The sequence below is a fragment of the Microtetraspora glauca genome (assembly GCF_040656155.1).
In the GTDB taxonomy this organism is placed as follows: domain Bacteria; phylum Actinomycetota; class Actinomycetes; order Streptosporangiales; family Streptosporangiaceae; genus Microtetraspora; species Microtetraspora glauca.
This window is the reverse complement of record NZ_JBFALK010000016.1, coordinates 73,687-87,306: the sequence shown is the minus strand read 5'-3', so window position 1 is coordinate 87,306 and position 13,620 is coordinate 73,687. Positions and strand designations below refer to the sequence as shown.

The following is a 13,620-nucleotide window of genomic DNA, read 5'->3' as shown; positions in this document are numbered from 1 at the left end:
ATGGAGACGACAGTGCAGGACTTCGACGCCCTCGTGATCGGCGCGGGCGCGGGCGGCCTGTGCGCCGCCGCCCGGCTCTCCCACCTCGGGTACCGCACCCTGGTGGTCGAGCGGCTCGACCGGGTCGGCGGGCGGGCGTCCACGTACGACATCGACGGCTTCAAGGTCAACAACGGGGCGATCGTGCTGGAGCTCGGCGGCGTCACCGAGGAGACCTTCGCGACCGTCGGCGCGCCGTACGACGTCCGCATGCCCAAGCCCCCGATTCTCTACCGGATCGGCGGCAAGGACATCGACGTGACCGGCGGTGGCTGGGGGTTCCTCCTCGGCAAGCTCACCCGGCAGGGCGCCAAGCTGGTCAAGGGGCTGGGCGCGGCCAGGGAGGACAGCGGACTGCCCGAGGCCGAGCTCACCACCGAGCAGTGGGTGTCGAAGTACACCACGAACGAGAACGTGCACGGGATGTTCCGCAACATGTGCGGCTCCATCTTCGCGGTCGGCTCCGAGGAACTGCCTGCCCGGGTCTTCCTCACCTATTTCACCCGCAAGAGCGCCTTCAAGAAGTTCGGCTTCCACCCGGAGGGCACCATCGGCGTCTGGCGGGCGCTGGCCGACGTGGTGACCCGGAACGGGGGCGAGGTCTGGCTGAACAGCGAGGCTCGCTCGCTGACTCTCACTGACGGCGTGGTCACCGGTGCCGTGATCTCCCGTGACGGCGAGACCGTCGAGGTCGGCTGCCGGGTCGCGGTCAGCGACGCCGGACCGGCCGCCACCGTGGAGCTGGTCGGCGCGGACAACCTGCCCGCCGACTACCGCGACGAGGTGCGGCGGCGGGACCGTCCCTGCTCGATGATCACGGTGAACATCGCCAGCAGGGAACGGCTCATCGAGGCCCAGGGCATGCTGAGCTTCGGCAAGACCCGGCGCCTGTGTTACATCGCCAACTTCACCGACCTGTGCCCGGAGATGGCCCCGGAGGGATGGCACCTGTACGCCGCCGCCGGAGTGCCCAAGCCGTCGGTCGGCGACTTCGACGAGCAGGCCGAAACCGAGCTGATCATGGAGGACCTGCGCGAGCAGGTGCCCGGCTTCGGCCGGGCCCGCGTGCTCTCCGTCGCGGTGACGCGCGACGGCTGGCCCCCGCAGCGCGCCGTCGCGGGATTCGACCTCGCCCCCGCGACGCCGATCCCGAACCTGTGGAACGTCGGAGACGGGGTCAAGGAGTACGCCAACGGCGGCACCACCGCCTGCGCGGAGACGGCCAAGATCGTCGTCGAGCTGATCGCCGAGCGTCACCCCGTCGGAGCCGGCCGCTGAGCCGGCGCCTCACGCGAAGGAAAGGAACCATGAAGATCATCGTTGACTGGAACAGGTGCACCGGTCTCGGCATCTGCGAGTCACTGGCACCCGGCGTCTTCGAGGTCGACGATGCCGGCGACCTGGTCCTGCTGTCCGAGACGGTCTCCGACGGCGACCTCGAAGGCGTCCGGCAGGCGGTCGAGGGCTGCCCGACCGAGGCGCTGCGGCTGGAACCATGAGCGGGCGGCGATTCGTCGTCGTCGGAGCGTCCCTCGCGGGCCTGCGCGCGGTCGAGGCGGCACGCAAGAGCGGCTTCGACGGGTCGATCACCCTGATCGGCGCCGAACCCCACCTGCCCTACGACCGGCCGCCGCTGTCCAAGGCGTTCCTGGACGGTGCCGACCTGCCCGCCTTCCGCGGCGAGGAGGTGCTCCGTGACGAGCTGGGCGCCGAACTCGTGCTCGGCACTGCCGCGACCGCGCTGGACACCACGGCCGGGACCGTACATGCCGGGGAGCGGGAATTCGGCTACGACGCCCTGGTGATCGCGACCGGGGCGAGGGCCCGCACCCTGCAGGGAACCGACGGACTGCGCGGAGTGCACACCCTGCGCACCCGTGACGACGCTCAGGCCGTACGACGGGCGTTGGACGCAGGCGCGCGCACGGTCGTGGTCGGAGCCGGTTTCATCGGCTCCGAGGTCGCGTCCGCCGCCCGCAAGCGCGGTCGTGACGTGACGATCGTCGAGGCGCTGCCCACCCCGCTGGTACGTGCCGTGGGCCAGACCATGGGCGCGGCGTGCGCGGCCCTGCACACCCGGGCCGGCACGGACCTGCGCTGCGGCGTCGGCGTGGAGGCCGTGGAGGGTGAGGGGACGGTCGAGCGGGTCAGGCTCACCGACGGGACCGTGCTCGCGGCCGACCTCGTGGTGGCGGGCATCGGGGCGGTGCCCGCCACCGGCTGGCTGGCCGGTTCCGGGCTGACTCTCGACGACGGCGTCGTCTGCGACGAGACCCTGTTCACCGGAGCTCCCGGGGTGTACGCCGCCGGGGACGTCGCCCGCTGGCACAACCCGATGTTCGGCCGTCACATGAGGCTGGAGCACTGGACCAGCGCGGCCGAGCAGGGAGCGGTGGCGGCGCGCAACGCCCTGGACCCGGCGGTGGCCAAGCCGTACTCCACCGTGCCGTACTTCTGGTCGGACTGGTACGGCTCCCGCATCCAGTTCGTCGGCGTTCCCGCGACCGACGAGGTCCGCGTGGTCGACGGCGGCCCCGGCGGTGACCACTTCGTCGCCCTCTACCGCGAAGGCGACCGCCTGGCCGGAGCGCTCACGCTGAACGGCCAGACCCAGATCATGAAATACCGCGGGCTCATCGCGCGCGGCGCCGCCTGGACGCAGGGCCTGGAATTCGCCGGCCGTCGCAGGTCCGCGGCCATGGAGCGCGTCTGAGTCTCGTCCGGGCGCGGATTCCGCCGGATCGTCGGCAGGCACGGCGAAGGGAGCCGGTGCCGACAAGACCACGAGAATGCGATGGGAGTGTTGCCGACCATGACCGCCAACAGAGCCGGACAGGGAGAGCCCGCCGCCATCAAGGATCCAATGGTTGTCGAGGATCCGGCCGCGGCCGGGCAGCCGGTGGCCGTCGCGGATCCCGCCGCGGTCGAGTCGTTCGCCGGGCACCCCGTCCGGCTCGACGACGCCCTGGAGCGGATCCTGTCGCGGCGGCACAGCTGCCGCGCCTTCCGCTCGGAACGGGTGCCGCCAGACCTGATCGAGCGGATGTTCGCTCTCGCCCAGCGCGCCCCGTCCTGGTGCAACTCCCAGGCCTGGCAGGTGATCCTCACCAGCGGCGAGGCGACCGAACGGTTCCGGGCGGAGCTGTACGCCGCCGGGACCCGGCCGGCGTGTTCGGACATCCCCGAACCCGCCGCGTACCACGGCGTCTACCAGACGCGGCGGCGGGAGGCGGGCTACGCCCTCTACGGCAGCCTGGGCATCGACAGGAAGGATCTCGAGGCGCGGAACCTCCAGCTCCTGGAGAATTTCCGGTTCTTCGGCGCTCCGCACGTCGCGGTGATCACATCAGACCGGTCGCTCGGTCCGTACGGCTACATCGACTGCGGGGCGTACGTGTCCACGCTCCTGCAGGCCGCGGAGAGTCTGGGCATCGCGGCGATCCCGCAGGCGGCCATCGCGATGCGCTCCGACACCGTGCGCGCGCACTTCGCGATCCCCGACGACCGCGTGATCGTCTGCGGAGTGTCCTTCGGCTACTCCGACACGGAACACCCGGCCAACTCTTTCCGTACATCCCGGGAGGAACCCGCGAACGTCGTCGAGTGGCACGACCGATGAGTCCATGCGGGGCCCTGGGTCACGGGGTGCGGCGGGTGCGCTTTCGTGGCGGGCGTGATCCGGTCTGCTCGTCGGGTTCGATCAGTTGTGATCTGGCGCTGAGGCCGTGTCGGACGAGGGACTGGGCATTGCGGACAACGGCGTCGAAGGTGTCGCGCTTGGGGTTCCACCATTCGGCGGCCCAGTTGATGGCGCCGAGGACGAGGAGGTGGGCGACCCGTGGGTCGAGGCCGGGGCGGAGGTCGCCGGCGTTGTCGAGGTCGCGGAAGAGGGTGCGCCAGAGTTTGCCGTATTCGCCTTCTTCGGCGAGTTGGCGGGTGCGGAGGTGTTCGGGGATCTGGCCGGAGTTGCGGATGACGGCGGTGGCGAAGTCGGAGAGTTCCAGTTCGATGTGGAGGTGGGCTTCGATGGCGGCGCAGATCCGGTCCATGGGATCGGTGTCGGCGGGGAGTGCGTCGAGGGTCTCGCTGACGTGTTCGCGTACGCGGCGAGCGCCGGTCCACATGACTTCTTCGATCAGGTCTTCGCGGGATCCGAAGTAGTAGTAGATCGCGGGTGCTTGGAGTTGTGCTTGGTCGGCGATGTCGCCGAGGCGTGTCCCGGCGTAGCCCTTGCGGCTGAGGACATGTGCCGCGGCGTCGAGGATGCGCTCGCGGGTACGGGCTGACTTGGAGCTTTCTTCCGAAGTGGGGCCGCCGGCTTTCCTGGACACGGAGCGATCATACGCGGCTCCCGCCCTCGAGGCGATTTAACCGAATGTAGATTAACCGACCATCAGATGTTCCGTGGAACCGAGGGAAAGATGATCGACGAAGTGGTCGCGGCAATGGCCGGGCGCGTTGCGGAGCGGGGAGAGGGAGTGGGCCGGTGACGGCGATCGTGGAAGGTCCGTACTTCGAGGAGCTGGCGGTCGGGCAGGTGTTCGACGGCGCTCCGGGAGTCACTCTCACCCCCGGGCACGCGGCGGTCCACCAGGCGGTCGTGGGCGATCGGCTGCGGTTGCCGCTGGACGCGCACCTCTGCGAGGAGGTCACAGGGAGAGCGTCCCTGGCGCATCCGGCACTGGTCTGGGACGTGGCGATCGGCCAGTCCACCCTGGTCACCCATCACGTGAAGGCGAACCTGTTCTACCGTGGACTCGTCTTCCGCCGGTTGCCGGTGATCGGTGACACGCTGCGCACGTCCACCGAAGTGGTGGCGTTGCGGCAGAACCGGCCGAAACCGGGCCGCCGTCCGACCGGGCTGGCGGCGCTGCGGATCAGCACCGTGGACCAGGACGGGGCGCCGGTGCTCGACTTCTGGCGCTGCGCGATGGTGCCGCTCCGCGATTCCGCGACGCTGACCGGTCATGACGCCGATCTCGACGCGGTGGGTGCGGCCTCCGCGGACGCGGATCTCGTCGAGGCGTCGGCGGGGCTGCTGGCGGGCTGGCGGCTCGACCGGTTCAGGGAGCGGGCGGGCGGCCGGCACTTCTCCGATGTGGCCGAGGGGGAGATGTGGCGGGTGGGCGGGGGAGACGTCGTGTCCAGTGCCCCGGAGCTGGCCAGGCTCACCGTGAACGTGGCGCAGGTGCATCACGACGTGGGCGCCGCCGGAGGCTCGCGGCGGCTGGTGTACGGCGGGCACACCATCGGCCTCGCGCTGTCCCAGGCCGCCCGAGCGCTGCCGAACCTGGTCACGGTCGTGGCCTGGCACGGCTGCGACCACGTCGGTCCCGTCCACGAAGGGGACACGCTTTCCAGCGAGGTCGTCGTGGAACGCCGCACTCCGCTGCCCGGCGGCGGTGGGCTGGTTCATCTCCGCTCGCTGGTCGGTGTGGTGGGGGACGGCGAGCCGAGGGTCGTCCTCGACTGGCGGTTCGTCGCCGTCATGGCGTAGGAACGCCCCCGGACGCGGGGAGCCATGCGATACCTCGACGAGCATTCACGGCGAGCAGAGAGAACTCCGCTTACATCTCTCCCGGGAGGCTGTACGCATCGGCTCTTGGATCGCGCCGCGCTTGGCCTACCTCACCGTGACGAACGCCCGCCCCTGTGCGGGGACGGGCACCGAACGGACCGCGTCGATCTCGCGCCGCGCCTGTGCGGGGTCCATGGAACGCGTCCGCTCGATCTCCGCCCGCCAGCCCGTGATGTCGACACCGCCCGGCAGGCGCGCCTCGTCGTATCCGATCGCCAGCGCGGCGAGCAGGTGCACGATGTCGTCCCGTCGCGGTGTCGCGTTACCGCCGGGTGACTTCCGGCGGCGTTTTGATCAGGCGATTGGCGCTCGGGCCCCCGGGTATGCGCCGCTGGTGGCTACCGCCGACCTGCGTCCGTCGTTCGCCGGCCGCGTCCAGACGCCTCCGTTGCTCACCTTCGGTCACGGCACCGCCTCCCGGACCTTGATCACCACCCTCCTTCACGGCGTGAACGCGGAGGCCGTCGTGGACGTCCGTACCGCGCCCGGGAGCCGCCGCCTCCCCCACGTGGGCAGGCACGAGCTCTCCGCCTGGCTGCCGGGGGAGGGGATCGGCTACTGGTGGGAGAGGCGGCTCGGCGGTTTCCGCACGCCGGCTCCGGACTCGCCCGACACGTTCTGGCGGAACGACTCCTTCCGGGGGTACGCCGGCTACAGCCGCGGACCGGAGTTCCACGCCGCCCTGAAGGAACTCCTGGACCGGGCGGCGGCCACCCGTACCGTGATCATGTGCAGCGAGGCGGTCTGGTGGCGCTGCCATCGGCGGATCATCGCCGACTACGCCGTGCTGGTCCACCAGGTCCCCGTACTGCACCTGGCCCATGACGGGCGACTCACCGAACACCGGCCCACCGCGGGCGCGCGCCTTCTCGACGACGGGCTCCTCGTCTACGACGCCGCCTGACCCAGATTTGCGGGAACATACCCCCCTGGGTATATTGGCCGCATGCGCATGGATGAGGCGAACATCGGTGGCGCGGTGACTCGCCTGCGGCGTGCGCATGGCCGGCTCGCCGGTGTGATCGCGATGAGCGTCGCCGAGCTGGAGAAGCTGTTCCTCGCCCTCGCGTGACCGGCTCTCCCAGCCGTTTCGCCATGACCTTCATATACCCCCGGGGGTAATTACCATGTTTGGAAATCGCATGAGCCCGGAAGTCGATCTCGCCCGCTTCGCCGAGGCGTACCGCGGCGGCGCGACGGTGGTCGATGTCCGCGAAATGGACGAGTTCACCGCGGGCCATGTGCCGGACGCGCTGCCGATCCCGCTGGATCGTCTGCCGGGGCGGATCTCGGAGGTGCCGCGCGACGGCGCCGTCTATGTCATCTGCGCCTCGGGGAACCGGAGTCGCGCGGGCACCGCGATCCTGCGCCGCGCCGGGATCGAGGCGTACTCGGTGGCCGGCGGCACCAAGGGGTGGATGCACGCCGGAGGCCAGGTGGTCGCGGGCGCGGTCTGACCGTGGTTCGGCAGCCCTTCCCGCCCGCCCTTCTCGCTGATCGTTCCTGAATCCCGGACGGCGCTCGCCTGCCGTCGGCGGCCTTGCCTGCCGCTATTTTTGCGACCTTGATACCCCCGGGGGTATTTTCCCCTGTGAAAGTGAGGTAACCGTGGAGATCCTGTCCTTCCGCACTCCCGGCCTCGGCGACCAGACCTACCTGCTCACGCACGAGGGCAAGGGGGTGCTCGTCGACCCGCAGCGCGACATCGACCGGTTCCTGCGAGCCGCCGCCGACCGCGACGTGGAGCTCCGCTTCGTGCTGGAGACCCACCTGCACAACGACTACGTCTCCGGCGGGGAGCAGGCCGCTCTTCGCACCGGCGCCGAGCTGGTTCTGCCCGCCGCCGCCGCGCCGGCCTACCGCCACACGCCGGCCTTCCACCTGGAGGAGATCAGCGGGGAGGACGGGCTCGCGATCCGCCCGATCCACACGCCCGGCCACACGCCGGAGCACACCAGCTACCTCGTGCTGATCGACGGCGAGCCGACCGCGGTCTTCTCCGGCGGCAGCCTCCTTGTGGCCTCGGCCGGCCGCCCCGACCTGCTGGGAACGGCCCGGGCGAGCACCCTGGCCAGGCTCCAGTACGGCTCGCTGCGGCGGCTCGCGGCGCTGCCGCCGCAGGTCGAGCTCCTCCCGACGCACGGCGAGGGGTCGTTCTGCACCGCGAGCGGCGCGGGCCGCTACACCTCCACGATCGGTGAAGAGATCGGCACGAACCCGCTGCTGGCCATCGACGACGCCGACCGGCTGGCCGACGAGCTGCTCGCCGCGCCCATGCCGATCCCGGCCTTCTACGCGTACATGGGCCCGGCCAACACGCTCGGGGTGCCGCCGATGCCCGCGATCGAGGTTCCCGAGCTGGCGGTCGCCGACGTGCCCGACGACGCTCACGTCGTGGACATCCGCCCGAGGAAGGCGCAGGCGGAAGGCTTCCTGCCCGGCTCGGTCGGCATCGAGGAGGGCACCGACTTCGGGAGCTGGGCCGGGTGGCTGCTGCCGTACGGGTCACCACTGGTCCTGGTCGCGGAGCACGGCCAGGATGCCGCCGAGGCGGTCACGCAGCTCGCCCGGATCGGGATCGACAGTGTGCGGGGCGTGGTGCGCGATCTCGGCCCGGCCGCTACCGCGCGGTTCGAGCTGGTGGATCTGACGGCCTTCGTCGCGCTGGTGGAGCGGCCGGACGCCCAGGTGCTGGACGTGCGGATGCCGAACGAGCGCGCCGCCGTACGTCTCGGGGGAGCCGTGGAGCGATTCCTCCCCGAACTGGTCGCCGAGGGCGTTCCCGCCGAGCTCGACAGGGACCGCCCGGTGCTCGTGGCGTGCGGCTCCGGTCGCCGCGCGGCGATCGCCGCGACCCTGCTCGCCCGCCAGGGCTACCGGGTGGTGGTGCTGAACCGTGCGGGCATCCCCGACGTCGTCGCCGCGAAGGCCGCCCGCCACGCGGCCTGACCGGCCGCGCCATGACCTCTCGCGGGTACCGCCGCGAGACGCTGAGGAAAGAGAAGATACCAATGAGCGTGGACCGCCCATCCCAGACCATCGACCCCGCCAGCGCGCGTGCTCTGATCGCGTCCAACCCGGACGTGCTCGTCGTCGACGTGCGAACCGCGGCCGAGTTCGAGACCGCGCACATCCAGAGTGCGGTCAACCTGCCGCTTGACCAGGTGGACGCCCATCTGCGGCAGATCGTCGCGGACGCCGGCGGCACGATGCTGCTGATCTGCCAGTCGGGCGGCCGGGCCACCCAGGCGCAGAACAAGCTGTGCGAAGCCGGGCTGCCCGACACGGTCGTGCTCTCCGGCGGCATGAACGCCTGGATCGCCTCGGGAGCGCCCGTCGTACGCGGCCGGCAGAAGTGGAGCCTGGAGCGTCAGGTCCGCCTCGTGGCCGGCGGCATCGTGCTCACGTCGATCGTGGCGGACCTGTGGCTGCCCGGCGCGCGTTTCGTGGGCGCCTTCGTCGGCGCGGGGCTGACCTTCGCCGCGCTGACCGACACCTGCGCGATGGGGATGCTGCTCTCCAGGCTGCCGTACAACCGCGGAAGAGTCGACGTCGACGAGGCCATGGCCTGCATCCGCAGGCCCGCGCGCTCCAGGGCCTGACCCCCGGCTCCGCCGTACGGCGGAGCGGACTGTCTCCTATATACCCCCAGGGGTATGAAGGGAAGGAATTCCATGCTCGCCCTGACCCTTGCCGGCGCCGTGGTGGTCGGCCTGACGCTCGGCCTGTTCGGCGGTGGAGGGTCGATCCTGACCGTGCCATTGCTCGTCTACCTCGCGGGCGTGCCGGCCAAGGCGGCGATCGCGATGTCCCTGTTCGTCGTGGCCGTGACCAGCGCGGTCAGCGCCGTCGGGCACGCCCGCGCCGGGCGGATCCGGTGGAAGACCGGCCTGATCTTCGGCGTGGCCGGCATGGCGGGCGCGTACGGCGGTGGCCTGATCGGGCCGCACCTGCCGTCCGCCGTGCTGCTGGCCGCGTTCGCGCTGATGATGCTGGCCACCGCGACCGCGATGATCCGCGGCCGCGCGGTGCCCGAGCAGGCGCCGGCGCACACGGACCTGCCCATCGCGCACGTGCTGGCCGAGGGTGTCGTCGTCGGACTGGTCACCGGCCTGGTCGGCGCGGGCGGCGGCTTCCTCGTCGTCCCCGCGCTCGTGCTGCTCGGCGGAATGCCCATGAGTATGGCCGTCGGCACCTCGCTGGTCGTGATCGCGTTGAAGTCGCTCGCCGGGCTCGCCGGATACCTGCAGACCGTCCACATCGACTGGACGACCGCGCTCCCCGTGACCGCGGCCGCGGTCGTCGGCGGGTTGGTGGGAGGGCAGCTCGCCGGGCGGATCCAGGCGGACCGCCTGCGCAAGGGCTTCGGCTGGTTCGTTCTCGTGATGGGCGGCTTCGTGCTCGTCCAGCAGGCGCCGTCAGCGCTGTTCCACACGATGTGGGGCGTCGCGGTGCTGCTCGCCGGCGGCGTGTCGGTCCTGGCGGTCGTCACGTACCTGCTCCTCAGGAAGGAGAAGGGGCGGGGGCACCGGGCGGTGCGCGTCCCCGAGACCAACCGTGGCTGACGCCCGGCGGGCGGAGAGACACCCCGCGGGCAAAGAGAGAGGAAGGGACATGATCACCGAACTGACCAAGGACAACTGGAGCGCGACGGTCACCGCGGAGGGCATCGTGCTGGTGGACTTCTGGGCGGCCTGGTGCGGCCCGTGCCGTCGGTTCGCTCCGGTCTTCGAGGCGGCGGCCGCGCGCAATCCCGACATCGTCTTCGGCAAGGTCGACACGGAGGCGGAGCAGGAGTTGGCGAGCTCGTTCCGTATCACCTCCATCCCGACCCTGATGGCGATCCGGGACGGTGTCATCGTCGCCATCCAGCCCGGGGCGCTGCCGGAACCCGTGCTCGACGACCTCATCGCGCAGGTCCGGACGCTCGACATGGCGGAGATCCGCCGCCACGTGGCCGGGCAGCCCGCCCGGCGCTGACGTGGCACGGAGACCGCCCCAGCCCCCCGGGCCGGCTCGCGCGGAGGACGGCATGGGCGCCGTCCGTCCGCCGAGCCTGGGGCTGCGGGCCAACCTCGCCCAGTTCACCCTGCTCGTCGCCGTCAACGCGCTGGTCGGCGGGATGCTCGGCCAGGAGCGAACGGTGCTGCCGCTGCTCGCCGGGCAGACCTTCCACCTGAACGCCTACATCGGCGTGCTCACGTTCATCCTCGCCTTCGGCGCGGTCAAGGCGATCACGAACTTCCTCGCCGGAACCCTGTCCGACCGGTACGGCAGGAAGCCCGTGCTGGTCGCGGGGTGGTTGATCGGCCTGCCGGTGCCGCTGCTGCTCATCTGGGCGCCGAGCTGGGGCTGGGTGATCGCCGCCAACGTGTTGCTGGGGGTGAACCAGGGCCTGACCTGGTCCACCACCGTCGTCATGAAGATCGACCTGGTCGGTCCGGAGCGTCGCGGCCTGGCCATGGGACTCAACGAGGCCGCCGGGTACGTCGCGGTCGCGGTCACGGCGATGGCCACCGGCTATCTCGCCGGAGAGTACGGCCTGCGGCCGACGCCGTTCCTGCTGGGCGCCGCCTACGCCGCCCTGGGGCTCGGCCTGTCGACGCTCGCCGTACGGGAGACCCGGGGGCACGCCCACCACGAGGCGGGGACGGCGGTGAGCCCGCTGAGCACCCGCCGGATCCTGACGTTGACCAGCTTCAGGGAACCGGCGCTCTCCACCGCCTCCCAGGCGGGCATGGTGAACAACCTGAACGACGGCCTGGCCTGGGGGTTGTTTCCGATCCTCTTCGCCGCCCACGGCCTCTCGACCGCCGGGATCGGACTGCTCGCCGCCCTCTATCCGGCCGTCTGGGGCTTCGGGCAACTGGCCACCGGCGCGCTGTCGGACCGGATCGGCCGCAAGTGGCTGATCGTCGGCGGGATGGCGACGCAGGCCGTCGCCCTCGCCATGGTCGCCGTGGGCACGTCGCTTCCCGTGTGGGTGGCGGCCGTGATCCTGCTCGGCCTCGGCACGGCCATGGTCTACCCGACCCTGCTCGCCGCCGTCGGCGATGTCGCCCACCCCGCCTGGCGAGCCCGGGCGGTCGGGGTGTACCGGTTGTGGCGTGACGGCGGATTCGCCGCGGGCGCCCTGCTCGCCGGAGTCGTGGCGGACCTGTACGGGATTCCCGCCGCGGTCTGGACCGTCGCCGCGCTCACCGGCCTGTCCGGGATGGTCGTCGCGGTGCGCATGTACGAGACGCGCCCGGTGGCGGCCGGACGCACCGGGGAACCCCTGACTGACCAGGGGACATCCCCGAAACAGGGACTGAAGTCCTGACCGAATCAGATACCCCCCGGGGTATGCTGGAAGCAACCCCATCGAACCGCAGGAGGACGGACATGTTCTTCACGCAGTACTACCTGGACTGCCTCTCGCAGGCCTCGTACATGATCGGTGACCGGGAGACCGGCCGGGCCGTAGTGGTGGACCCCAGGCGCGACGTGTCCGAGTACATCGCGGACGCGCAGGCGCGCGGGCTGAGGATCGAGGGCGTGATCAACACCCACTTCCACGCCGACTTCATCGCGGGCCATCTCGAGCTGGCCGCGCGCACGGGCGCCTGGATCGGCTACGGACATAGGGCCGAGGCCGAGTATCCCATCCGCACGCTGACCGACGGCGAGCGCGTCGAGCTCGGTGACGTCGTCCTGGAGATCATGGAGACCCCCGGGCACACGCCGGAGTCGATCAGCATCCTGGTGTACGAGCACGCCTCCGACACGGTGCCCTACGGCGTGCTCACGGGAGACGCGCTGTTCATCGGCGACGTGGGGCGGCCGGACCTGCTCGCCTCGCTCGGCATGACGGCCGACCAGCTCGGCCGGATGCTGTACGACAGCGTCCAGCACAAGCTGATGGGGCTGCCGGACGCGGTGCGGGTGTTCCCGGCGCACGGCGCCGGCTCGGCTTGCGGCAAGAACCTCTCGACGGAGCGGCAGTCGACCATCGGCATGCAGCGGCTGACCAACTACGCGTGCGCGCCGATGAGCGAGGACGAGTTCCTGGCCATCGTCACGGAGGGTCAGCCGCCCGCGCCCGGCTACTTCGTCTACGACGCCGTGCTGAACCGGAAGAACCACGAACTGCTCGACGTGGCCGCGCACGTCCGGCCGCTGTCGCAGGAGGACTTCCTGGCCTCGCGGGCGGCGGGCGCCGTTGTCGTCGACGCCCGTGACTCCCAGGACTTCGCCCTCGCCCACCTGCGCGGCTCGATCGGCGTCCCGGCCGACGGACGGTTCGCCGAACGGGTCGGCATGGTGGTCAAGCCGCGCAGCGAGATCGTCGTCATCGCCCCGCAGGATCGCGAGGAGGAGGTGGTGACCCGCCTGGGGAGGATCGGCTTCGACACGGTCACCGGATATCTGCGCGAGCCCGAGGCCGCCTTCCTCGCCGTGCCCGGCGAGGTGGCGCACTCCACGCGGGTCACCGCGCGCGACCTGCGCGAGGCGCTCGCCGGGGTGGAGCCGCCGCTGCTCGTCGACGTGCGCAACGAGGGAGAGGTCGCGGGCGGCGCCATCGAGGGATCGGTGAACATCCCGCTCGCGCAGCTCGCCGGGCGGCTCTCCGAGGTGCCGGTCGACCGTCCCGTCGTCGTCTACTGCGCGGGCGGCGCCCGCTCGGCCATCGCGGCCGGCCTGCTGGAGCACGAGGGGCGAGAGCGGGTGGCCGACCTGATCGGCGGCTACGACGCCTGGCAGCGCGCCTTCGCGACCGCCGGGGCATAGGTCACCACCCGGCCACGCCGGTGTGCCCCACGGAGTTCGTCACCTTCGCCGGACTCGCCATGGAGTTCGCGGACCGGAAGGTCGCCCTGCTCGGTGACTCGCTCGACTCCGGGCACGGCCACCTGGCCCGCGGCGGGATGCCGCCGCGGGCCGGCCGGTCGCGGGCCCGGCGGCCCTGCGGTCCGTGGTGGCCCTCTGGCGCCGAGGTGTCCGTCGGCTTATAGTCATCCCCA

At 71.2% G+C, this 13,620-nt stretch carries 17 protein-coding genes; 15 read left to right on the top strand and 2 right to left on the bottom strand.

The features are described 5' to 3' along the window. The 4 genes from AB0I59_RS27420 (at position 1) to AB0I59_RS27405 (ending at position 3,658) form a co-directional block, all read left to right on the top strand. A complete protein-coding gene (locus tag AB0I59_RS27420) occupies positions 1-1,317 on the top strand; it encodes a phytoene desaturase family protein (RefSeq protein ID WP_061252724.1) in 1,317 nt (438 codons plus the stop codon). A 29-nt stretch (positions 1,318-1,346) separates the two neighbouring features. Further along, positions 1,347-1,538, top strand: a complete 192-nt coding sequence (locus tag AB0I59_RS27415) for a ferredoxin (protein WP_061252725.1) — start codon at positions 1,347-1,349, stop codon at positions 1,536-1,538. Beyond that, complete coding sequence (locus AB0I59_RS27410) at positions 1,535-2,752, top strand: NAD(P)/FAD-dependent oxidoreductase (RefSeq protein WP_358137401.1); 1,218 nt, start codon at positions 1,535-1,537, stop codon at positions 2,750-2,752. Before AB0I59_RS27415 ends, AB0I59_RS27410 begins: the two co-directional genes overlap by 4 nt. A 99-nt stretch (positions 2,753-2,851) precedes the next feature. Then, entirely contained in the window at positions 2,852-3,658 is an 807-nt protein-coding gene (locus AB0I59_RS27405; protein WP_358137398.1) for a nitroreductase, read from the top strand. 19 nt (positions 3,659-3,677) lie between these two features. Here AB0I59_RS27405 and AB0I59_RS27400 read toward each other — a convergent pair whose 3' ends face one another. Next, a complete protein-coding gene (locus AB0I59_RS27400) occupies positions 3,678-4,370 on the bottom strand; it encodes a TetR/AcrR family transcriptional regulator (protein ID WP_061252727.1) in 693 nt (230 codons plus the stop codon). Positions 4,371-4,525: 155 nt separating this feature from the next. Between AB0I59_RS27400 and AB0I59_RS27395 the strand changes: the two genes are divergently transcribed. Further along, the gene (locus AB0I59_RS27395) at positions 4,526-5,536 is read left to right on the top strand and encodes a MaoC family dehydratase (protein WP_358137396.1); all 1,011 of its coding nucleotides are present in this window, start codon (positions 4,526-4,528) and stop codon (positions 5,534-5,536) included. 126 nt (positions 5,537-5,662) lie between these two features. Here the strand turns inward: AB0I59_RS27395 and AB0I59_RS27390 are convergent, their stop codons facing one another. After that, a complete protein-coding gene (locus AB0I59_RS27390) occupies positions 5,663-5,854 on the bottom strand; it encodes a hypothetical protein (protein WP_061252729.1) in 192 nt (63 codons plus the stop codon). A gap of 97 nt (positions 5,855-5,951) precedes the next feature. Between AB0I59_RS27390 and AB0I59_RS27385 the strand changes: the two genes are divergently transcribed. The 10 genes from AB0I59_RS27385 to AB0I59_RS27340 all read left to right on the top strand — a co-directional run bounded on the left by AB0I59_RS27385 (position 5,952) and on the right by AB0I59_RS27340 (position 13,611). Beyond that, positions 5,952-6,521 (top strand): DUF488 domain-containing protein, encoded by a 570-nt coding sequence (locus AB0I59_RS27385; RefSeq protein WP_358137393.1) that lies wholly within the window; start codon positions 5,952-5,954, stop codon positions 6,519-6,521. Positions 6,522-6,563: 42 nt separating this feature from the next. Continuing rightward, the gene (locus AB0I59_RS27380) at positions 6,564-6,689 is read left to right on the top strand and encodes a hypothetical protein (RefSeq protein WP_358137390.1); all 126 of its coding nucleotides are present in this window, start codon (positions 6,564-6,566) and stop codon (positions 6,687-6,689) included. Between the two features lie 70 nt (positions 6,690-6,759). Then, the gene (locus AB0I59_RS27375) at positions 6,760-7,074 is read left to right on the top strand and encodes a rhodanese-like domain-containing protein (RefSeq protein WP_061252730.1); all 315 of its coding nucleotides are present in this window, start codon (positions 6,760-6,762) and stop codon (positions 7,072-7,074) included. 151 nt (positions 7,075-7,225) lie between these two features. Next, positions 7,226-8,566, top strand: a complete 1,341-nt coding sequence (locus tag AB0I59_RS27370; protein ID WP_358137386.1) for an MBL fold metallo-hydrolase — start codon at positions 7,226-7,228, stop codon at positions 8,564-8,566. A gap of 62 nt (positions 8,567-8,628) precedes the next feature. Then, positions 8,629-9,219, top strand: coding sequence for a rhodanese-like domain-containing protein (locus tag AB0I59_RS27365; protein WP_061252732.1), 591 nt, complete (start codon positions 8,629-8,631; stop codon positions 9,217-9,219). Positions 9,220-9,273: 54 nt separating this feature from the next. Next, positions 9,274-10,182: a sulfite exporter TauE/SafE family protein gene (locus AB0I59_RS27360; RefSeq protein ID WP_435831090.1), complete on the top strand. Its 909-nt coding sequence runs from the start codon at positions 9,274-9,276 to the stop codon at positions 10,180-10,182. Positions 10,183-10,231: 49 nt separating this feature from the next. Then, positions 10,232-10,597, top strand: coding sequence for a thioredoxin family protein (locus AB0I59_RS27355; protein ID WP_358137383.1), 366 nt, complete (start codon positions 10,232-10,234; stop codon positions 10,595-10,597). A 52-nt stretch (positions 10,598-10,649) separates the two neighbouring features. Continuing rightward, on the top strand, positions 10,650-11,939 hold the full coding sequence (locus AB0I59_RS27350; RefSeq protein WP_358137380.1) for an MFS transporter: 1,290 nt from the start codon (positions 10,650-10,652) through the stop codon (positions 11,937-11,939). 62 nt (positions 11,940-12,001) lie between these two features. Continuing rightward, entirely contained in the window at positions 12,002-13,387 is a 1,386-nt protein-coding gene (locus AB0I59_RS27345; RefSeq protein ID WP_358137377.1) for an MBL fold metallo-hydrolase, read from the top strand. 20 nt (positions 13,388-13,407) lie between these two features. Further along, positions 13,408-13,611 carry a hypothetical protein gene (locus AB0I59_RS27340; RefSeq protein ID WP_358137374.1) on the top strand — a complete coding sequence of 68 codons (204 nt, stop codon included), beginning with the start codon at positions 13,408-13,410 and terminating at the stop codon, positions 13,609-13,611. Positions 13,612-13,620: the final 9 nt, after the last annotated feature.

What these genes read in the sequence shown, in the direction of transcription:
- AB0I59_RS27375 (WP_061252730.1), top strand. Translation starts at nt 6,760, where the DNA reads ATGAGCCCGGAAGTCGATCTCGCCCGCTTCGCCGAGGCGTACCGCGGC.
- AB0I59_RS27380 (WP_358137390.1), top strand. Translation starts at nt 6,564, where the DNA reads ATGCGCATGGATGAGGCGAACATCGGTGGCGCGGTGACTCGCCTGCGG.
- AB0I59_RS27420 (WP_061252724.1), top strand. Translation starts at nt 1, where the DNA reads ATGGAGACGACAGTGCAGGACTTCGACGCCCTCGTGATCGGCGCGGGC.
- AB0I59_RS27365 (WP_061252732.1), top strand. Translation starts at nt 8,629, where the DNA reads ATGAGCGTGGACCGCCCATCCCAGACCATCGACCCCGCCAGCGCGCGT.
- AB0I59_RS27345 (WP_358137377.1), top strand. Translation starts at nt 12,002, where the DNA reads ATGTTCTTCACGCAGTACTACCTGGACTGCCTCTCGCAGGCCTCGTAC.
- AB0I59_RS27415 (WP_061252725.1), top strand. Translation starts at nt 1,347, where the DNA reads ATGAAGATCATCGTTGACTGGAACAGGTGCACCGGTCTCGGCATCTGC.
- AB0I59_RS27405 (WP_358137398.1), top strand. Translation starts at nt 2,852, where the DNA reads ATGACCGCCAACAGAGCCGGACAGGGAGAGCCCGCCGCCATCAAGGAT.
- AB0I59_RS27350 (WP_358137380.1), top strand. Translation starts at nt 10,650, where the DNA reads ATGGGCGCCGTCCGTCCGCCGAGCCTGGGGCTGCGGGCCAACCTCGCC.
- AB0I59_RS27355 (WP_358137383.1), top strand. Translation starts at nt 10,232, where the DNA reads ATGATCACCGAACTGACCAAGGACAACTGGAGCGCGACGGTCACCGCG.
- AB0I59_RS27360 (WP_435831090.1), top strand. Translation starts at nt 9,274, where the DNA reads ATGAAGGGAAGGAATTCCATGCTCGCCCTGACCCTTGCCGGCGCCGTG.
- AB0I59_RS27410 (WP_358137401.1), top strand. Translation starts at nt 1,535, where the DNA reads ATGAGCGGGCGGCGATTCGTCGTCGTCGGAGCGTCCCTCGCGGGCCTG.